21 protein-coding genes are annotated in these 19549 nt (G+C 68.7%); 9 read left to right on the forward strand and 12 right to left on the reverse strand.

The genetic code is table 11. The features are described 5' to 3' along the window. Positions 1-6 precede the first annotated feature (6 nt). Both amaB and hglS read right to left on the reverse strand, forming a co-directional pair. Positions 7-1557, reverse strand: coding sequence for an L-piperidine-6-carboxylate dehydrogenase (gene amaB / locus NM203_RS16385; RefSeq protein ID WP_255061070.1), 1551 nt, complete (start codon positions 1555-1557; stop codon positions 7-9). Then, a complete protein-coding gene (gene hglS / locus NM203_RS16390) occupies positions 1557-2774 on the reverse strand; it encodes a 2-oxoadipate dioxygenase/decarboxylase (protein WP_255061071.1) in 1218 nt (405 codons plus the stop codon). Before hglS ends, amaB begins: the two co-directional genes overlap by 1 nt. 30 nt (positions 2775-2804) lie before the next feature. Between hglS and NM203_RS16395 the strand changes: the two genes are divergently transcribed. Together NM203_RS16395 and lat are read left to right on the forward strand one after the other, a co-directional pair. Further along, positions 2805-3263, forward strand: a complete 459-nt coding sequence (locus NM203_RS16395) for an Lrp/AsnC family transcriptional regulator (protein WP_255061072.1) — start codon at positions 2805-2807, stop codon at positions 3261-3263. A gap of 53 nt (positions 3264-3316) precedes the next feature. Next, positions 3317-4666 (forward strand): L-lysine 6-transaminase, encoded by a 1350-nt coding sequence (gene lat, locus NM203_RS16400; RefSeq protein WP_255061073.1) that lies wholly within the window; start codon positions 3317-3319, stop codon positions 4664-4666. A gap of 4 nt (positions 4667-4670) precedes the next feature. Here lat and msrB read toward each other — a convergent pair whose 3' ends face one another. Further along, entirely contained in the window at positions 4671-5180 is a 510-nt protein-coding gene (gene msrB / locus NM203_RS16405) for a peptide-methionine (R)-S-oxide reductase MsrB (RefSeq protein ID WP_255061074.1), read from the reverse strand. Positions 5181-5270: 90 nt separating this feature from the next. On the opposite strand from msrB, the gene msrA reads away from it, so the two are divergent. Then, positions 5271-5993, forward strand: a complete 723-nt coding sequence (gene msrA / locus NM203_RS16410; RefSeq protein WP_255061075.1) for a peptide-methionine (S)-S-oxide reductase MsrA — start codon at positions 5271-5273, stop codon at positions 5991-5993. Here msrA and NM203_RS16415 read toward each other — a convergent pair. Then, positions 5990-6532 (reverse strand): restriction endonuclease, encoded by a 543-nt coding sequence (locus NM203_RS16415; protein ID WP_408633367.1) that lies wholly within the window; start codon positions 6530-6532, stop codon positions 5990-5992. The genes msrA and NM203_RS16415 overlap by 4 nt on opposite strands. Before the next feature lie 119 nt (positions 6533-6651). Between NM203_RS16415 and NM203_RS16420 the strand changes: the two genes are divergently transcribed. The 4 genes from NM203_RS16420 to NM203_RS16435 all read left to right on the forward strand — a co-directional run bounded on the left by NM203_RS16420 (position 6652) and on the right by NM203_RS16435 (position 8788). Next, positions 6652-7080 carry an SRPBCC family protein gene (locus tag NM203_RS16420; RefSeq protein WP_255061077.1) on the forward strand — a complete coding sequence of 143 codons (429 nt, stop codon included), beginning with the start codon at positions 6652-6654 and terminating at the stop codon, positions 7078-7080. Further along, positions 7077-7409 carry an ArsR/SmtB family transcription factor gene (locus NM203_RS16425; RefSeq protein ID WP_255061078.1) on the forward strand — a complete coding sequence of 111 codons (333 nt, stop codon included), beginning with the start codon at positions 7077-7079 and terminating at the stop codon, positions 7407-7409. The genes NM203_RS16420 and NM203_RS16425 overlap by 4 nt, the downstream gene beginning before the upstream one ends. Positions 7410-7577: 168 nt before the next feature. Beyond that, positions 7578-8000: an ATP-binding protein gene (locus NM203_RS16430; protein WP_255061243.1), complete on the forward strand. Its 423-nt coding sequence runs from the start codon at positions 7578-7580 to the stop codon at positions 7998-8000. After that, positions 7997-8788 carry an RNA polymerase sigma factor SigF gene (locus tag NM203_RS16435; RefSeq protein WP_255061079.1) on the forward strand — a complete coding sequence of 264 codons (792 nt, stop codon included), beginning with the start codon at positions 7997-7999 and terminating at the stop codon, positions 8786-8788. Before NM203_RS16430 ends, NM203_RS16435 begins: the two co-directional genes overlap by 4 nt. A 7-nt stretch (positions 8789-8795) precedes the next feature. Here NM203_RS16435 and NM203_RS16440 read toward each other — a convergent pair whose 3' ends face one another. Then, on the reverse strand, positions 8796-9152 hold the full coding sequence (locus NM203_RS16440; RefSeq protein WP_255061080.1) for an STAS domain-containing protein: 357 nt from the start codon (positions 9150-9152) through the stop codon (positions 8796-8798). A gap of 179 nt (positions 9153-9331) precedes the next feature. Between NM203_RS16440 and NM203_RS16445 the strand changes: the two genes are divergently transcribed. Beyond that, the gene (locus tag NM203_RS16445; RefSeq protein WP_408633364.1) at positions 9332-9868 is read left to right on the forward strand and encodes a nucleotidyltransferase family protein; all 537 of its coding nucleotides are present in this window, start codon (positions 9332-9334) and stop codon (positions 9866-9868) included. Here the strand turns inward: NM203_RS16445 and NM203_RS16450 are convergent. Together NM203_RS16450 and NM203_RS16455 are read right to left on the reverse strand one after the other, a co-directional pair. Next, a complete protein-coding gene (locus NM203_RS16450) occupies positions 9865-10854 on the reverse strand; it encodes a malate dehydrogenase (protein WP_255061081.1) in 990 nt (329 codons plus the stop codon). The genes NM203_RS16445 and NM203_RS16450 overlap by 4 nt on opposite strands. Then, entirely contained in the window at positions 10851-11183 is a 333-nt protein-coding gene (locus tag NM203_RS16455) for a hypothetical protein (RefSeq protein WP_255061082.1), read from the reverse strand. The genes NM203_RS16450 and NM203_RS16455 overlap by 4 nt, the downstream gene beginning before the upstream one ends. Before the next feature lie 303 nt (positions 11184-11486). On the opposite strand from NM203_RS16455, the gene NM203_RS16460 reads away from it, so the two are divergent. Next, positions 11487-14192 (forward strand): beta-propeller fold lactonase family protein, encoded by a 2706-nt coding sequence (locus NM203_RS16460; protein ID WP_255061083.1) that lies wholly within the window; start codon positions 11487-11489, stop codon positions 14190-14192. Here NM203_RS16460 and NM203_RS16465 read toward each other — a convergent pair. The 5 genes from NM203_RS16465 to gmd form a co-directional block, all read right to left on the reverse strand. Further along, positions 14189-15988 carry an acetyl-CoA carboxylase biotin carboxylase subunit gene (locus NM203_RS16465; protein ID WP_255061084.1) on the reverse strand — a complete coding sequence of 600 codons (1800 nt, stop codon included), beginning with the start codon at positions 15986-15988 and terminating at the stop codon, positions 14189-14191. The genes NM203_RS16460 and NM203_RS16465 overlap by 4 nt on opposite strands. A gap of 133 nt (positions 15989-16121) precedes the next feature. After that, a complete protein-coding gene (locus NM203_RS16470; RefSeq protein ID WP_255061085.1) occupies positions 16122-16544 on the reverse strand; it encodes a SufE family protein in 423 nt (140 codons plus the stop codon). Beyond that, a complete protein-coding gene (locus NM203_RS16475; RefSeq protein WP_255061086.1) occupies positions 16541-17434 on the reverse strand; it encodes a sulfurtransferase in 894 nt (297 codons plus the stop codon). Before NM203_RS16475 ends, NM203_RS16470 begins: the two co-directional genes overlap by 4 nt. A gap of 42 nt (positions 17435-17476) precedes the next feature. Beyond that, positions 17477-18448: a GDP-L-fucose synthase family protein gene (locus tag NM203_RS16480; RefSeq protein ID WP_255061087.1), complete on the reverse strand. Its 972-nt coding sequence runs from the start codon at positions 18446-18448 to the stop codon at positions 17477-17479. 5 nt (positions 18449-18453) lie between these two features. Continuing rightward, a complete protein-coding gene (gmd, locus tag NM203_RS16485) occupies positions 18454-19476 on the reverse strand; it encodes a GDP-mannose 4,6-dehydratase (protein ID WP_255061088.1) in 1023 nt (340 codons plus the stop codon). Positions 19477-19549: the final 73 nt, after the last annotated feature.

Here is a 19549-nt window from a genome sequence, read left to right on the forward strand (position 1 = left end):
ATCGCCTCAGCCGAACTGGACGCCCTGGGCGAGTGGCAGCTCCGAGGAGTAGTTGACGGTGTTGGTGGCGCGCCGCATGTAGGCCTTCCACGAATCGGACCCGGATTCGCGGCCGCCGCCGGTCTGCTTCTCGCCGCCGAACGCGCCGCCGATCTCCGCGCCCGACGTGCCGATGTTGACGTTCGCGATGCCGCAGTCGGAGCCGTCGGCGGCCATGAAACGCTCGGCTTCGCGCACGTCGGTGGTGAAGATCGCCGACGAAAGGCCCTGTGGCACCGCGTTGTTGAGCGCGATGGCCTCGTCGAGATCGTCGTAGGTGAGCACGTAGACGATCGGCGCGAACGTCTCGTCGTGCACCACCGCGGTCTGGGCGGGCATCCGGACGACGGCGGGCCGCACGTAGTAGGCACCAGCGCCCAGTTCGCCCCCGATGGCACAGTGCTCGCCGCCGATGACCTCGCCCCCGTCGGCCTCCGCCTGCTCCAGCGCGCCGACCATGTCGCGATAGGAGCGCTCGTGGATCAGGGGGCCGACCAGCGTGCCCTCAGCCGACGGATCGCCCACCGGCAGGCTGCGATAGGCCGTGACCACCCGCTCGACGACGGTGTCGACCACAGAGCGGTGAGCGATGACGCGGCGCAGCGTCGTGCAGCGCTGGCCCGCGGTGCCTGCGGCGGAGAACACGATGCCGCGCACCGCGAGGTCGAGATCGGCCGACGGCGTCACGATCGCGGCGTTGTTGCCGCCGAGCTCCAGCAGCGCCTTGCCGAAACGGGCGGCGACGCGGGGGCCGACCTGCCGGCCCATCCGCACCGAACCGGTGGCGCTGACCAGCGCGACACGCGGGTCGTCGACCAGCGTCTCGCCGATCTCGCGGCCACCCTGGATGAGGCGGCTGACGGTGCCGGGCGCCCCGACGTCGTGTGCGGCGCGCTCGATCAGGGCCTGGCACGCGACGGCGGTGAGCGGGGTCAACTCGGAGGGCTTCCACACGACGGTGTCGCCGCACACCAGGGCCACCGCCGTGTTCCACGCCCACACGGCGACGGGGAAGTTGAAGGCGGTGATGACGCCGACCACGCCGAGCGGGTGCCAGGTCTCCATCAGCCGGTGGCCCGGCCGCTCGGAGGCGATGGTCTTGCCGTACAGCTGACGCGACAACCCGACGGCGAACTGGCAGATGTCGATCATCTCCTGCACCTCGCCGAGGGCCTCGGAGGTGATCTTGCCCGCCTCGACCGTGACGAGCGTCGCGAGATCGGCCTTGTGCTCGATCAACAGCTCGCCCAGCCGGGCGACCAGCGCGCCGCGCACCGGGGCCGGGGTGGTGCGCCACGCGGTGAATGCCTCGGCGGCGGCCGCGATGGCCGCGTCGGCCTCCTCGGCGGTGTTCTCGGCGACGGTGAACAGGACGTCGCCGGTGATCGGGGTGCTCGCCTGCAGGCCGGGCTGGCCGGGCTCACCGAGCGGGACGTCGGCGCCGATGGCCTGCAGCGCGACGCGAACTCGGTCGCGGATGTCGTCGGCTGTCGGGAGAGTGGTCTGCATCGTCGTCATTATCGTGCTGCTTTCTCGTAGAGGTCGTAAGGATCGTGAATGTGGTGGCCGATGGCGCCCGCCATCCAGTCGAGGCTGTAGTCCGACTCGTCGTCCACGTCGGCTGCCGCCGCATCCTGGTCGAGGTTCGAGCGGAAGATGCCGGCGGCCGAGGCGGGTAGGAAGTCCTCGTACACAACGGGTTCGGCTGGGTCGCCGCCGCGGTAGTAGGCCAGTCCACGCGTCGCCATCTCGGTATGGGTGGCGGGGAAGTACTCGCCCCACGTCGCCGCCGGATCCGGCTGGGCCATGGCCGCGTCGTACCGGTCGCGGCCCGCGGGTGTGAGGGCAACGCCGCGCGCCTCCACTTCGCCGAACCGCACCCGCAGCGATCCGTCGGTGACCCCGCCGTCGACGTCGCGGAACCGGCGCGGCTCCGACAGCGCCCGGAACGACGTCTGCCGCAGAAGCACGTCGGGGCCGTCCCACGGTGGCGGGCCCTGGATCGCGTCGGTCATCGTGATGCCGCGATCGGACATGCGGCGATACAGCTCATCGATGTCGAGCACCCGCGGGGTGAGGTGGTTGATGTGGGTGGAGCGCACGCCCGCGATGTCGGCGGCGACCGCCGACACGGCGGTCAGCTCCTCGTACCAGGCCCGGTCGATGGGCTCACGCGACAGCGCGAACGCCGCGGTCGCCGTCGCGATGAACGCGTCGGCCTCGGCGGGCGACGCGCCGCCGTTCGCGGTGATCCGGCGGGCGTCGGCGATCAGCGCCGGGTCGAACAGCGTCCTGCCGTCGATGAAGCGGTTGACCCTGGCGCGCAGATCGGGGGAGAAGAACCGCGCGTCGGCGGTGGTGAGCATCGAGGTGAAGACCCGAAACGGGTTGCGCTCCAGATCGTGCGCGTCGACGGGCCGGAACGCCGTCGACACGACCGGAACCGGTGCGGCCGCCTCCCGCAGGTCGTAATAGCCCACCGGATACATGCCGAACGCCGCGAACAGGTCTGCCACATCGGCGAGTTCGCGGGCACTGCCCACCCGGATCGCGCCGTGTCGCTCGGCGGTCACGCGGTCGAGCGAGCCCAGCCCGCCGGCGGCGGCGCAGTCGCGGTTCACCGCGGCGCTCACCTCGACGAGCGTCGTGTAGGCCGGCACCTCGGCGCCGTAGATGTCCGAGAGTGCGGCGGCGAATCGAGCGCGCAACTCCCAGGTGTGAACGTGTGCACTCATCGCGTCCCTCGCAACGGATAGTCTCCGGCCATGACCGACTCCGACGAACTCGACGACATCGATCGCGCGCTCGCCCGCGCGTTGGTGGCCGACGGGCGCGCGACGCTCGCCGAACTCGCGAAAAGCGTCGGCCTGTCGGTGTCGGCGGTCCAGTCGCGGGTGCGCAAGCTGGAGTCACGCGGCGTGGTGACCGGATACCGCGCACGGATCAACCCCGAGGCCGTGGGACACATGCTGTCGGCGTTCGTCGCCATCACCCCTCTCGATCCGTCTCAACCCGATGATTCGCCCGCACGGCTCGAGCACATCAAGGAGATCGAGTCGTGCCACTCCGTGGCCGGGGACGAGAGCTACGTCCTGCTGGTGCGCGTGCCGTCCGCGCGAGCGCTGGAAGACCTGTTGCAACAGATCCGGACGGCGGCCAACGTCCGCACCCGAAGCACCATCATATTACAGACTTTTTACGATGGACGCGACTTCGTACCGTAGAAAATCCTGTCCAGGTGTCGATAGACCGTAAATAATGCGTTAGGATTGCCGGCATGACCGCAGTCCTCTCGCATCGCGCCGACCGCATCCACGACGTCGGCTCCATCGGCCCCGACGACGTGCACGCGGTCCTGCGCCGCAGCATCCTGGCCGACGGCCTCGACCTCGTCCTCGACGTCGAACGCTCGCACGGATCGACGCTGGTCGACGCCCGTACCGGCGCGACGTTCCTGGACATGTTCACGTTCTTCGCCTCGTCGGCGCTGGGCATGAACCACCCGGCGCTGGCCGACGACGAGGAGTTCCGCGCCGAACTCGCCGCCGCAGCAGTGAACAAGCCGAGCAACTCCGACGTCTACAGCGTGCCGATGGCGCGCTTCGTCGACGCCTTCGCGCGGGTGCTCGGCGACGCGGCGCTGCCGCACCTGTTCTTCGTCGACGGCGGCGCACTGGCCGTGGAGAACGCGCTCAAGGTGGCGTTCGACTGGAAGAGCCGGCTCAACGAGTCGCGCGGCATCGATCCCGCGCTCGGCACGAAGGTGCTGCACCTGCGCGGTGCGTTCCACGGCCGCAGCGGCTACACGATGTCGCTCACCAACACCGATCCGAACAAGGTCGCGCGGTTCCCGAAGTTCGACTGGCCGCGGATCGACGCCCCGTGGGCTCGAGCCGGCCTGGACGACGACGCCATGGACGCGCTCGAAGCCGAGTCGCTCCGCCAGGCCCGCGCCGCGTTCGAGGCCAGCCCGCACGACATCGCGTGCTTCATCGCCGAGCCCATTCAGGGCGAGGGCGGCGACCGTCACTTCCGGCCGCAGTTCTTCGCCGCGATGCGCGAGCTGTGCGACGAGTTCGACGCCCTGCTGATCTTCGACGAGGTGCAGACCGGGTGCGGTATGACCGGAACCCCTTGGGCCTTCCAGCAATTGGGCACTACGCCGGACGTCCTCGCCTTCGGCAAGAAGACGCAGGTGTGCGGTGTCATGGCGGGCGGCCGCGTCGACGAGGTCGCCGACAACGTCTTCGCAGTCAGCTCCCGTATCAACTCGACCTGGGGTGGCAGCCTCACCGACATGGTGCGCTCGCGGCGCATCCTGGAGGTCATCGAGAGCGACGGGCTCATCGCCAACGCCGCCGACACCGGGCGCTACCTGCTCGGCAAACTCCGCGAGTTGGCGATCGAGTTCCCCGAACAGGTTCTCGATCCGCGCGGCCGCGGCCTGATGTGCGCGTTCAGCATGCCGACCGCCGAGCAGCGCGACGCCCTGGTCCGCAGGCTCTGGGACCACCGGGTCATCATGCTGGCCAGCGGGCCCGACAGCGTGCGGTTCCGCCCCGCGCTGACGGTCTCAGCGGCGGAGATCGACGCGGCCGTCGACGCGGTGCGCACCGCCCTGCGGTAGCCGGCTAGGCCGCGCGGAAGCTCAGCGCGTCGCCGTTCATGCAGTAGCGCAGGCCCGTTGGCTCGGGCCCGTCGTCGAAGACGTGGCCGAGGTGCCCACCGCAGCGTCGGCAGAGCACCTCGGTGCGCGTCATGCCGAGCGTGCTGTCGGACCGCTCGATCACCGAGTTGTCCAATGCCGCAAAGAAACTCGGCCAGCCGGTGCCGCTGTCGAACTTCGTGCTGGACGAGAACAGGTCCAGCGCGCACCCGGCGCAGCTGAACACGCCGGTGCGGTGCTCGTCGTTCAGCGCACTGCTGTAGGGCGTCTCGGTGCCCGCCTGGCGGAGGATCCGGTACTGCTCCGGCGTCAACTGTTGGCGCCACTGCGCATCGGTGCGGCTCACCTCGAACGTCTCCGCGGACGGTTCCGGCGGGTCGGCGGCGGCGACATCGCGCCACTGAGTGCACCCGGCGACGCCCACCACGAGGGCGCCGAACAGCACGCTGCGCCGCGACAGCGCCCGATTGGCCATGCTTCGACGGTACGACCGGTTGCCGTCCATCGGCCTTACCGATCCGTGACGGTCGGGTGGAACCCGCCGATCCGGGAGGACACTTTCAGGGTGACCCACAGCAATCGCACACGCCTGGCCTTGGGCGCGGTCCTCGCAGCGATCGCCGTCGCGGCCCTTACCGTCGTGCAGCTGCCGGTGTTCTCGGGTGAGGCGTCCGCGCAGTCCACCGCCGTCCCCGCGCCGACGCTCGACACGCCCGCCGCCGACGCCACCCGCACCGCGGTGTTCGCCGGCGGCTGCTTCTGGGGTGTCCAGGGCGTCTTCCAACATGTAAACGGCGTCACCGCAGCCGAATCCGGCTATGTGGGCGGGGACCGGGAGACCGCGGACTACGAGACGGTCAGCAGTGGCGGCACCGGGCACGCGGAATCCGTCCGCATCTCCTACGACCCCGGCCGGGTGACGTACGGCCAACTGCTGCAGATCTTCTTCTCTGTGGTGGCCGACCCCACGCAGCTCAACCGGCAGGGACCCGACTACGGGACCCAGTACCGGACCGAGATCTTCGCCCAGGACGACGCGCAGCAGCGCGTCGCGCAGGCGTACATCGCGCAGCTCGACGAGGCGGGCGTCTTCTCGGGCCCGATCGTCACGGTCGTGTCGCCGAAGGCCGAGTTCTACCCCGCCGAGCAGTACCACCAGGACTTCCTGAACTCGAACCCGACGCATCCCTACATCGCGATCAACGACGCGCCCAAGGTGGAGGCGCTGAAGGCGCAGTTCCCGCAGCTGTACCGGGACCAACCCGTCCTGATGCTGGCCAAGCCCTAATCCGGCGTCACCAGCCGTCGGATGGTCGACGCGAGACGCGTCATCTCCGCACCGCCGACGAGCACGCAGCCGTGCAGTTCGGCGAGCTTGCGCGCGGCCGGGGTGAAGCCGTGGTTCGTCACGACCATGGTGTGCGCGCAGTCGTGGACGGCGGCGCCGGCGACCACCTCCTGCACCGCTCCTGCGCCGACCGGCCGCGCCTGCCGTTTGCACTGCACCGCAAGGCGATTAGGCCTGCGTCCGACGATCAGGTCGACGCCGAAGTCGCCCGTCACAGGCGTCATCATGACCGGGGCCCTGGTCGTCCGCGCGATCCGGGCGACGTGGTCTTCGAACTCGGTGCCCGACATCACCTCGTTGGCGGGATCCTCGCGGGCGGACGGGGTGCGCGCGCCGAGCAGGACGCCGCGGAGGAACGCGGGCAGCAGTGGCGCGAGCACGCCGAGCAGAGCGCTCCACGGCAGGCCGACGCCGAGGCTGTACGCGACGCCGAACGCCGCGACGGCGACGACGGCGTAGACCTTCCACACGCGCTGCACCCTAGGTGGCCGCACCGACACAGCGCCGCATATGTGCAACTGTGGGGTTGCACAACGGCCACATGATGTGCAATTCTGTGGTTGCACTTAAAACCCACCGAAGAACCTGGAGTACACCGATGGCAACCCTCGACATCACCCGCACGATCGACATCAAGGCCGCCCCGGAGAAGGTCTGGGCCGCCCTGACCGAGTCCGACCTGATCTCCCAGTGGTTCGGCGACACCTGCGAACTCGACCCCACCCCCGGTGGCGCCGGCCGTTTCGGCTGGACCGCGCACGGGGCCGATTTCCGCGTCGTCGTCGAACACGTCGATAAGCCGAAGACACTCGTCTACCGATGGGCCAGGGAGTCCGGCGTCGATCCGGTGCAGGGCAACTCCACACTGGTCCGCTTCGACCTCACCGAGATCGACGGCGGCACCCGGCTGAACCTGGTCGAAACCGGCTTCGACGACCTGCCCGATCCCGAGTCCGCGCGCGCGGACAACACGGGTGGCTGGACGGCCGAACTGGCCGAGCTGGTGGAGTTCGTGGAGCGCGCGTGACCGACGACGGGCCGCGCACGGACGTGCCTGCGGTGTGTTCGGTGCTGGCCGACGAGACCCGCTGGCGCATCCTGTCCGAGCTGGGGCGCTCGGATCAGTCGGCGAGCGCCCTTGCAGCCCGCCTGCCGGTGAGCAGGCAGGCGATCGCCAAACACATCGCGGTGCTCGCCGAGGCCGGCCTGGTCGAATCCGTCCGGGCCGGCCGGGAGCTGCGGTACCGGGCGGTCGGGGCGCAGATGACCGCCCTCGCCGACGCGCTCGACGCCATCGGAAGGAGTTGGGACAGGCGGCTGGACGCGATCAAGAGGATCGCCGAGCAGCCCGACTGACGTCACGAGACGAGGGCCGCGCCCGCGCCGCGGGCGGTAGGTTTGACCTCGCGTTCTTTGGGCACTCCTGCAGCGACTGCTCAGGAGGTAGGCACTTGCGCGCAAACGATCAGCGCTCCGAATCCAACCAGCGGAATGTCCGTGGTTAGCTGGGATTCCACCGAGGGTATGGTCGCCTCGAGATCAACAGGAGGGCGCGTGGACAACGCAGTCGAGTTCCGAGTCGCGGCGAAGCTGGAGAACCTGGCCGTGCTGCGCACGCTCGTCGCGGCCGTGGCGACCTTCGAGGACCTCGACATGGACACCGTCGCCGATCTCCGGCTCGCTGTCGACGAGGCGTGCACGCGGCTCATCAGGTCGGCGGTTGCGGACGCGACGCTCGTCGTCACCGTGCGTTCGACCGAGAACGACGTCAGGATCGACGCCGCGACAGCGTGTACGACGTCGGACATCATGGCGCCCGGTAGCTTCAGCTGGCACGTGCTGAGTTCGCTCACCGACGAGGTCAACACGTTCCACGACGGCGCGCAGTCCGACGGTGGTGTATTCGGTATCTCGATGACGACGAGGCGAGTGAGCTCGCTGCGGTGAGTCCGGCATCCTCGAAGGGTTCATCGGCGCGATCGAACTCCGAATACGCCGATGTCGTGGACAAGTTCCGGAAACTCAAGGAGCTGCCCGAGGGTTCGGCCGAGTTCCAGCGTCACCGCGACGCGATCGTCGAGAGGTGTCTGCCGCTCGCCGACCACATCGCACGCCGTTTCGACGGTCGCGGCGAGCCCCGCGACGACCTGGTCCAGGTGGCACGCGTCGGGTTGGTGAACGCCGTCATCCGGTTCGACGTCGACGCGGGCTCGGACTTCGTGTCGTTCGCGGTGCCGACCATCATGGGCGAGGTCCGCAGGCACTTCCGCGACAACAGCTGGTCGGTGAAGGTCCCCCGGCGGCTCAAGGAACTGCACCTGCGGCTCGGCGCGGCGACTGCCGAACTGTCGCAGCGGCTGGGCCGCGCGCCGACACCGTCCGAGCTCGCCGAGGAACTCGAGATCGACCGCGACGAGATCGTGGAGGGTCTCGTCGCGGGCAGCTCGTACAACACGCTGTCGATCGACGGCGGAAGCAGCAGCGGCACCGAGGAAGCGCCCGCGATCGCCGACACGCTCGGCGACGTCGACCTCAATCTCGACCGCATCGAGAATCGGGAGGCGTTGCGGCCGCTGCTGGCCAGCCTGCCCGAACGGGAGCGCACCGTCCTGTTGCTGCGCTTCTTCGAGTCCATGACGCAGACCCAGATCGCCGAGCGGGTCGGAATCTCGCAGATGCACGTGTCGCGACTACTCGCAAAATCCCTTGCGCGCCTGCGTGATCAGCTGGAGTGACGGACGGTCACATCGACGCGAACGCCGCGTCCACGGTCGCCTTCAGCGGAACGATCGCGTCGGTGTCGCAGATCCGCATGACGCGGTCCACGTTCCTGCTCGGGACGACCGCCCACGGCGTATCCCCGGCGGTGTAGCGGTCGCCGAGTGCGTGTAGCGCGGAGACGCCCGCCGTGCCGAAGAACTTCACACCGCTGAGATCGATCACCACGCGCGAGCGGTCCTCGGCGGCGAGGACGGCGGTGTCGAGGAAGTCGGAGACGTTCGTCATGTCGAGTTCGCCGTCGACGGACAGAATCACGTCGGACGGAGCGTTGAGACGGGTGGTGAAGGTCGCCGACCCGTTGGTAATGGTGGTGAGCACTGTGACTCCATCAGTCGAATGACATTCTGACGATGGGTTCACGTCAAAAGTTGAAGGGCCCTGCGCCTCAAAGCCGTGATGACGCTTCCAATGGCTGCTAACTCAACCTGCTGACGAGCCTACGCCTGATGGGGGGGCGACCACAATCGCGCTGGTGACTCGCCGCGGTGCACACTGACATGATGTCGATTGCCGGGGTGCTGCTCGCCGGTGGCGCGGGCACACGGTACGGGATGCCGAAAGTGCTTGCTGCGGATGGGGTTTGGCTGCGGTCGGCGGTGACCGCACTGGCCGACGGCGGCTGCGATGACGTGGTCGTGGTGCTCGGGGCCGCGATCGTCGACGTCCCCGCCCCGGCCCGTGCCGTGATCGCCGACGACTGGGCGTCCGGGATGGGCGCGTCGCTGCGTACCGGCCTGGCGGCGGTCGCCGCCGCCGACTCCGCGGTGATCCACCTGGTCGACACGCCCGACGTCACGGCCGAGGTGATTCGCCGCATGCTGGCCGCCGAGGCCGACCTCGCGCGGGCCACCTACGGCGGCAGACCGGGTCACCCCGTGGTGATCGGGCGCACGCACTGGCCGGAACTGGTCGCCACGCTGCGCGGTGACCGGGGTGCACGGGCCTTCCTGGCCGGCCGGACCGATCTGGTGCTGGTCGAGTGCGGGGACCTGGCTACCGGTGTCGACGTCGACGTCGATCCCGATCGAGGTTAGAGCAGCCCGAGTTTCTCGACGGCCGCTCGCTCCTCGGCGAGTTCGGCGATCGACGCGTCGATGCGGGCGCGGGAGAACGCGTTGATCTCGAGTCCCTCCACGATCTGCCAGGCGCCGTCGACTGCGCGTACGGGCAGCGAGGCCACCACGCCCTCCGGGATGCCGTACACCCCCGGCGAGGGGAGCGCCACCGACGTCCAGTCGTCGACGTCGGTGCCGTCGACCCAGTCCCGGACGTGGTCGATGGCGGCGTTGGCCGCCGAGGCCGCCGACGATGTGCCGCGCGCCTCGATGATCGCGGTGCCGCGCTTGGCCACGGTCGGAATGAAATCCGTTGTCAGCCAATCGGTGTCGGCGGCGAACTCCGCGCCGGGGCGGCCTGCGACATCGGCCTGGAAGACATCGGGGTACATCGTGGGGGAGTGGTTGCCCCACACCGTCACCTTGGACACCTCGGCGACGTGCACACCCGCGTGGGCGGCCAGGGCCGCGACGGCCCGATTGTGATCGAGCCGCGTCAGCGCGGTGAACCGCTCGGCGGGGATGTCGGGTGCGTGTGCCGACGCCACCAGGGCGTTGGTGTTCGCCGGGTTGCCGACGACCGCGATACGCACGTCGGATGACGCGCCGGCGTTGAGTGCCCGTCCCGCGTCGGCGAAGATGGCGGCGTTGGCGGCCAGCAGGTCGGCGCGCTCCATGCCCTTACTGCGGGGTTTGGCGCCGATCAGCAGTGCCACATCCACGCCGTCGAACGCCCGTACCGGATCGTCGTGGATCTCGATGCCCGCGAGGAGTTCGAAGGCGCTGTCGACGAGTTCCATCACGACGCCCTCGGCGGCGCGCACGGCCGACGGCAACTCGAGCAGCCGCAGCGTCACCGGCACTCCGCGACCGAGCAGTGCGCCCGCCCCGATGCGGAAGAGCGCGGCGTAGCCGATCTGGCCGGCGGCGCCGGTGACGGTGACGACCCTCGGGCGGGCGCTCACGTGTGCACCACGATGCCCAGAACGGCCGACGCCCAACGCCGGACGGTGTCCTCGGAGATCGCGGCGGCATCCTCGAATCCGGGTCGCGCGCGGCTGGCCATGAACTTCGCGGCCGGGTCGAGCGTCACCTCGGCGAGCAGTTCACCGGTGGTCGGCTCGCACACCGCCCAGGTGTAGCGGGTGTCATCGGCCCAACCGTCCTCGGCGTCGTCGATGTACTCGCCATCGGTCTCCCCGAGGTCGGCGAGCGCGGGGCGGTCATCCATTCGGTCGTCACAGCGCAGCGCGCGCAGGTACCACTGACCGTTGTTGATCTCCACGGGTTCCACGCGAACAGCGTGTCACGAGCAGGCGTGGGCAACCCAGACGGCAAAGGAGCGACGTCTGGTGATGTTGCCGTTCAGGGTTACGTGTGCGAAACACCTGGCTAATGCCGAACCGCATCGCGGGCAATGTTGGCTGCACCCCTTTCGGGCAAGAAAAGACCAAGAGAATGAAACGGTCGGCATATCGGGGCAAATGCTGGAAGGAATTGCAACTCAGATAAAGCAAAACAATAACGGCTGTTTGCGAGTACGTTCCGAGCCATATCCGATTGAATTTCTTGGCGACCAGCAACCGGGAGTGCACTCGTGACAGACAACCGGAACTCCTTACCGGACGCCTCGCACCACGCCCGATACATCGGCCGCGTCGGCGGCCTCGCGATCGCATTGGGGGTGGGGCTGTCCATTGCGGGGCTGACAGGCGCACCCACGGCGTCCGCTGATTCCGACACCACCGGCGGCGCATCGTCGAGCTCGAGCTCGAGCTCGACGGATTCCGGTTCCGGTTCGCCCTCGAGTTCCAATGACGAGGCCGCCGACAAGGCCGTCAAGGGCTCGACTGACACGAAAAGCCCTACGGCGGAGCAGTCGGACTCGACATCGGAGTCGAGCGCCGCCTCTGCCGACTCCACCGCGAAGGCCGACGACGAAACGGCGGCGCCCACCAAGAAGTCCACGCGACATCGGTCGTCGGACCGCACGTCGAGCACCCCCGCGGCTAAACAACCGGAGCGTGCGCCGGCCGCAGCCGCCGCAGGGACGCAGCCCTCGGCGCGACGCGCTGAGGCCGTTGACAGCGACGCCACTCCGACCGCCTCCACCGCCCACGTCACGCCGACTGCCGTGGCCGCCACCGCGGCAGCGCCCGCCGCGCTGAGAGCCGTCGCGGCCGACTCCGTCGACACACCGAAGGCGCCGGCACGGGCGATCGCCGTCTGGTCCGTCCTCGCCACGGCGACGCGTCAGGCCGAGGAGTTCATGCGCTCCATCGTGCGTGACATCTCGAATTCCCTTGCTGCGCTATCCCGTTCGATCAGCACGGTGGCGACGCCGATGCCGACGGCGTTGCGGGTGACCGCAGTGAGCAACGCCGCGCCCTCGGCGTCGCCTCCAACGTTCGGCACCCCCGATCCCGTCACCGGCGCGGTGTCGGGCGCGCTGAACGTCACGGACCCGAACGGCGATCCGCTCACCTACACGGTCAAAACCGCGCCACCGGGCGGGACGGTGACGGTCGCTGCCAACGGCACGTTCCGGTACACCCCCTCACAGGCCACCCGACTCCTCGCCGGCGCGACGCTGGCCCCGGACACCGACCGCTTCGTCGTGTCGGTCACCGACGGCTCAGCGTCGACGTCCGTCACCGTGGACGTACCCGTCCACTCGGGCCAGTTGTCGGCCGGTAAGGCGACCCAGGTCGGCTTGTCGCCGTCGGGCATCGTGACCCACGGCGACCGGATCTACACCGCGAACACGTCGAGCAACACCATCACCGCGATCGACGCGCGCACCAATGCGGTGATCGCCAGCGTGCCGGTGGGTAAAGCGCCAACCCACGTCGCGGTCAGCCCCGATGGTTCGGTGCTCTACGTCGCCAACAGCGGGTCCAACACGGTGTCGGCGATCAGCACGGTGACCGGCGCGACACTGGCCACCATGGCGGTGGGCGGTTCCCCGCAGGGGCTGGCGGTGAACCCGGCAGGCACACGGATCTACGTAACCAACACCGCGAGCAACAGCGTGACGGTGTTGAACGCAGCGACCCGGCAGACGGTGAGCACCATCAAGGTCGGCGCTGCGCCCACCGGCGTCGCGATCAGCGCGGACGGTGCGCGCGTCTACATCGCGAACCGCGGGGCCAACACCGTCTCCGCCATCCAGACCGCGACCAACACCGTCGCGGCGACGTATTCGGTCGGCACGACACCGCAGTCGGTGGTACTCAACTCGGCGGGTACCCGGTTGTACGTCACGAACGTCGGCAGTGACAACGTCACGGTGATCAACACGTCCAGCGGTGCGCGCGTCGCCACGATCACCGTCGGGGATCAACCCTTCGGCATGGTGCTCAGCCGCGACGGCAGTCTCGGCTACGTAGTCAACGGCGACTCCACTATGTCGGTCATCAACACGGCGACCAACACGAAGGTGACCGGCACCCTGCGCATCGAGTCCACGCTGGGCAGCATGGTGGCCGTCAGCCCCGACGGGAACACCGTTTACACCACGTTCGCGGGCGGAACCACCTACCGCACAACGTCACTCGTGCATTTCGACCCACCGCCGTCGAATCCCGGCAGCGCCGCCCCTGCTGTCGTCGACAACTTCACCGGCGCCGCAGGCACCAAGCCGGACTCAGCGCTGTGGAGTCCGTATCTGGCCGCCGGTGGCGCGACCGGCGAACTCGCCGCCTACACCGACTCGGCGCGCAATGCGTCTCTGGACGGCAACGGCAACCTCGTCATCCGGGCGATCAAGGAGCCGATCACCGTGCCCGGCTACGGCACGTTCGACTACAGCAGCGCCTTCCTGTCCACTCAGGACAAGCTCGAGTTCACCTACGGCACCGTGGCCGCGCGCATCAAGTTCCCCGCCGAGCAGGGGCTGTTACCCGCATTCTGGATGCTGGCGTCCGACACGGAAACCGTTGGCTGGCCACTCGCAGGTGAAATCGACGTCATGGAGGTCGCCAATACGGGTACGTTCCAGGGCTCGTCGATGCACGGGGCCGGCTACGACTTGTCGACGGCGATCACCGGTGATCTGAGCGCCGCATTCCACGAGTACTGGGTGCGTTGGGAGCCGAACAAGATCACCACCGGCGTCGACGGCGTCACCTTGGCGACGTTCACGCCGGACTCACTCCCGCCGGGCAGTCCGTGGACGTACAACAACCGGTCGATGTACGCGATCCTCAACCTGTCGGTCGGCAGCCCGTTCGGACAGCCCGACGCGACGACCGAACTGCCCGCGGCGATGGTCGTGGACTGGTTCAGGTATACGCCGCTCTAGTCCTTGATCTCGCAGACGACAGTGCCCTGCGTGACCGCGGCGCCGGCCTCGACCGACAGGCCGGTGATGGTGCCGTCCTTGTGCGCGGTGACCGGGTTCTCCATCTTCATCGCCTCGAGCACGACCACCAGATCGCCCGCGGCGACCGTCTGGCCCTCCTCGACGGCGACCTTGACGACCGTGCCCTGCATGGGCGCCGTCACGGAATCGCCCGACGCCTTCGCGCCGGCCGACGCGCCGCGCTTGCGCGGCTTCGGCTTCTTGCGGATCGCGCCGCTGGGGCTGGCGGCACCGCCGCCACCGACCGCGAGATCGCCGGGCAGCGACACCTCGACGCGACGTCCGCCGATCTCGACGACGACCGTCTGCCGCGGCAGCGTGTCCTCTTCCTCGATCGGGTCGCCGCCGGTGAACGGCTCGACGGTGTTGTCCCACTCGGTCTCGATCCAGCGGGTGTGGACGGTGAAGCCGTTCTCGTCACCGATGAACGCCGGGTCGGCGACCACGGCGCGGTGGAACGGGATGACGGTGGCGAGGCCCTCGACGGTGAACTCGGCCAGCGCACGGCGGGACCGGGCCAGCGCCTCGGCGCGCGTGGCGCCGCTGACGATGAGCTTGGCGAGCATCGAGTCGAACTGGCCGCCGATGACCGAACCGGTCTCGACGCCCGAGTCCAGGCGCACGCCGGGGCCGGTGGGCGGTTCGAACTTACTGACCGGGCCGGGCGCGGGCAGGAAGCCGCGGCCGGCGTCCTCGCCGTTGATGCGGAACTCGAACGAGTGGCCGCGCGGCGTCGGATCCTCGGTGATGTCCAACGCCTCGCCGTTGGCGATCTTGAACTGCTGCTGCACCAGGTCGATACCCGAGGTCTCCTCCGTGACCGGGTGTTCCACCTGCAGGCGGGTGTTCACCTCGAGGAAGCTGATCAGGCCGTCCTGGCCGACCAGGTACTCGACGGTGCCCGCACCGTAGTAGCCGGCCTCCTTGCAGATGCGCTTGGCGGACTCGTGGATCTCCTTGCGCTGCGCGTCGGTGAGGAACGGCGCGGGCGCCTCCTCGACGAGCTTCTGGAAGCGGCGCTGCAGCGAGCAGTCGCGAGTGCCGGCGACGACGACGTTGCCGTGGGTGTCGGCGATGACCTGAGCCTCGACGTGGCGGGGCTTGTCCAGGTAGCGCTCGACGAAGCACTCGCCGCGGCCGAAGGCGGCCACGGCCTCACGGGTCGCCGACTCGAACAGTTCGGGGATCTCCTCGATGGTGCGCGCGACCTTCATGCCGCGGCCGCCACCGCCGAACGCCGCCTTGATGGCGACGGGCACGCCGTACTCCTTCGCGAACGCGACGACCTCGTCGGCGTCCTTGACCGGGTCCGGGGTGCCGGGCACCAGCGGGGCCTCTGCGCGCGCGGCGATGTGGCGTGCGGTCACCTTGTCGCCGAGATCGCGGATCGACTGAGGGCTGGGGCCGATCCAGATCAGCCCGGCGTCCAGGACGGCCTGCGCGAAGTCGGCGTTCTCCGAGAGGAATCCGTAGCCGGGGTGGATCGCGTTGGCGCCCGACTTGGCGGCGGCGTCGAGCAGCTTCTCGAACACCAGGTAGGACTCGGCCGACGTCTGACCGCCCAGTGCGAACGCCTCGTCGGCGAGGCGCACGTGCGGAGCGTCGGCGTCCGGCTCCGCATACACGGCCACACTGGTCAGCCCGGCGTCCTTGGCGGCCCGGATCACCCGGACGGCGATCTCACCGCGGTTGGCGACGAGCACCTTGGAGATCTTCGAGCTGGCGTGACTGGGCACTGTGCCTCCTGGTAGTGGCATCTCTAAGAAACGTCTTTAAGAATGTATCCCGCGAAGTTTAAGGGGCGCACTTTCCGCGTCGGCGAGCCGGTCCGGTTACTCGCGGGTAAGTCCGGGCGGCCCCGAAACGCCCCTAACGAAGGCGGCGCTTGATGCGGGTCAACATCGCCGACATCCCGCGCAAGCGCAGTGGGCTGATGAGGGCCGCGAGGCCCAGATCGGCGTAGAAGTCGTCGGGCACCGCGAGGATCTCGTCGGCGGAGTGGTCGTCGAGACCCGCCGCCAGAATCGCGGCGAAGCCCCGCGTCGTCGGCGCCTCTGCCGGCGCACTGAAGTGCAGCCGGACGTGCTCGCGGTCGGTGTCATCGACGTGGAGGAACAGCGGCGACTGGCACTCCGGCACCGGCTCCATCGCCGCCTCGTCGAGATCGCTTGGCAGCGGCGGCAATTCGCTTGCGAACTCCAACAGCAGCTGCAGCTTGTCCTGGCCCTGCATCTCGGCGAACTCGGAGACGACCTCGGCTAGTGCCGCCGGCATGCCGGACGGCGCCGTCACGGCGCTTCGCCGGGCTCTTCCCCGGCGGCCACGGGAACCCGGACCGCGTTACCCCACTCGGTCCACGACCCGTCGTAGTTGCGCACACCCTCCCTGCCCAGCAGATGCGTCAGCACGAACCAGGTGTGGCTCGAGCGCTCACCGATGCGGCAGTACACGATGGTCTTCGGGTCGTCGCTTGCGTCGAGGAAGCCGTACAGCTCGTCGAGTTCCGCACGGCTGCGGAACTGACCGTTGTCCTTGGCGGCCTTGCCCCATGGGATCGAGCGAGCCGTGGGAATGTGTCCACCGCGCAACGCGCCCTCTTCGGGGTAGTCCGGCATGTGGGTGCGCTCACCCGTGTACTCCTGAGGCGACCGCACGTCGATCAACGGCTGGGTGCCGAGAACCGCGAGCACGTCGTCCTTGAACGCGCGAATGGGTGCGTCGTTGCGCTCCACGACCGGATAGCCGGTGGTCTGCTTCGACGGCACGTCCAGGTTGGTGTCCCTGCCGTCGTTGACCCACAGTTGACGTCCGCCGTCGAGCAGTCGGACGTCGGGGTGGCCGAACAGGGTGAACACCCACAGCGCGTACGCGGCCCACCAGTTGCTCTTGTCGCCGTAGATCACGACGGTGTCGTCACGCGAGATGCCCTTGCGGTCCATCAGCGCGGCGAACTGCGCGCCGTCGATGTAGTCGCGGACATGGGGGTCGTTGAGGTCGGTGTGCCAGTCGATCTTGACGGCTCCGGGGATGTGACCAGTGTCGTACAGCAGGACGTCCTCGTCGGACTCGACGATGGCGAGCCCCGGTCGGCCCAGATTGCCCGCCAGCCAGTCGGACGTGACCAGCCGTTCGGGGTGGGCGTAGGCGGCAAGGGACGGGTGCGGGTCTGCGGGAAGCGACACATCGTGCAGCCTACTGGCTGTGCGCGGTCGCGTGCGGATGGATCAGGTCCGCAGCGAGGCCTGGTTGCTGCGATACCACGACACCGTGTCGACGATGCCCTGGATGAGCGAGACGCTCGGCTCCCAGCCACTGTCGCGCAGTGTGCCGATGTCCAGCAGCTTGCGCGGAGTGCCATCGGGCTTCGTTGTGTCCCAACGGGTTTCGCCGGTGTAGCCGATTGCGGTCGCCACCACGTCGGCGATGTCGGCGATGGTGTGGTCGACACCGGTGCCCACGTTGACCTGTCGCGGGCCGTCGAAGTGCTCGAGCAGGTGCAGGCAGGCGTCGGCGAGATCGTCGACGTGGAGAAGTTCACGAAGCGGCTTGCCGCTGCCCCAGTTCGTCACGACGGGGTCGCCGGCGGACTGGGCCTCGTCGTACCGACGGATCAAGGCGGGCAGCACGTGGCTGGAGGTGGGGGAGAAGTTGTCGCCGGGACCGTAGAGGTTGGTGGGCATGGCCGAGATCCACGGCAGGCCGTACTGCCGCCGCACCGCCTGTACCTGCAGGATGCCCGCGATCTTCGCGATCGCGTAGGCGTCGTTGGTGGGTTCCAGGGCGCCGGTGAGCAGGGCGTCCTCGGTGATCGGCTGAGAGGCGAACTTGGGGTAGATGCACGACGAGCCGAGGAACAACAGCCTGCGGACGCCGGTGTGCAGCGCAGCGTCGAGCACGTTGACCTGGATCTGCAGGTTCTCCGAGATGAAGTCCACGGGACGAGTGCTGTTGGCCAGGATGCCGCCGACCCGAGCGGCCGCCAGCACCACCACTTGGGGACGGTGCGTGCCGAAGAACTCGAACACCGCGGGGCGGTCGGTGAGGTCGAGCTCGCTGCGCGGACGCACCAGCAGTTGGTCGAATCCCTCGGCGATCAGCCTGCGGTGAATTGCGGAACCGACCATGCCCCGGTGCCCCGCGACGAACACCGGCGCGGTGCGGTCGAGGGGGCCCGGCGTGAAATCCACTGTCTCCATCGACGTCAACTCCACGCCTCGACGAGCGGCGTGTCAATCCAGGGCTTGCCCTGGCATTCGAGTGCGGCGATGTCGGCCTCGACCATGATGCGAGCCAACTCGGGCGTCTGGACACGGGCGCGCCAGCCCAACTTCGCCTCCGCCTTCGACGCATCGCCGACCAGCGCGTCGACCTCGGTGGGGCGCAGGTAGCGGTCGTCGAAGCGGACGTGCTCCCGCCAATCCAGGCCGGCGTGGGTGAACGCCGCCTCCAGGAAGTCGCGCACCGTGAAGTTGCCGCCCGTGGCCAGGACGAAGTCGTCCGGCTCGTCGGCCTGCAGCATGCGCCACATGCCCTCGACGTACTCCGGGGCGTAACCCCAATCGCGGACCGCGTCCAGGTTTCCGAGGTACACGTGCTGCTCGATGCCCGCCTTGATGCGCGCGGCCGCCCTTGTGATCTTGCGCGTCACGAAAGTCTCACCGCGGCGCGGGGATTCGTGGTTGAACAGGATGCCGTTGCAGGCGAACATGTCGTACGCCTCGCGGTAGTTCTTGGTGATCCAGTACGAGTAGACCTTCGCGGCGCCGTAGGGGGAGCGGGGGTAGAACGGGGTGTTCTCGTCCTGCGGCGGCGGCGATGCGCCGAACATCTCGGAACTCGACGCCTGGTAGAAGCGGCAGTCGACGTTGGCGATGCGCAGCGCCTCGAGGAGCCGGACCGTACCCGAACCGGTGGTGTCCGCAGTGTGCTCGGGTTCGTCGAAGCTCACCCGCACATGCGACTGGGCGGCGAGGTTGTAGACCTCGTCCGGATTGATGCGCGCCAGTAGGGTGACGAGCCGGGCACCGTCGGAGAGGTCGCCGTAGTGCAGGAAGAACCGCGCGCCGGGCTCGTGCGGGTCGATGTACAGGTGGTCGATCCGATGGGTGTTGAACGTCGACGAGCGGCGGATCAGGCCGTGGACCTCGTAGCCCTTGGCCAGGAGCAGTTCGGCCAGGTACGACCCGTCCTGCCCGGTGATCCCGGTAATCAGCGCTCTCTTCATCGATAACCTCGTTCTGCGACACTCAGTGGGTTTGCCAAAAGTACACTAAGTGGGATTATGGCAAATGTCTCCG

It is taken from the genome of Mycolicibacterium arenosum, from assembly GCF_024320865.1.
GTDB lineage: Bacteria > Actinomycetota > Actinomycetes > Mycobacteriales > Mycobacteriaceae > Mycobacterium > Mycobacterium arenosum.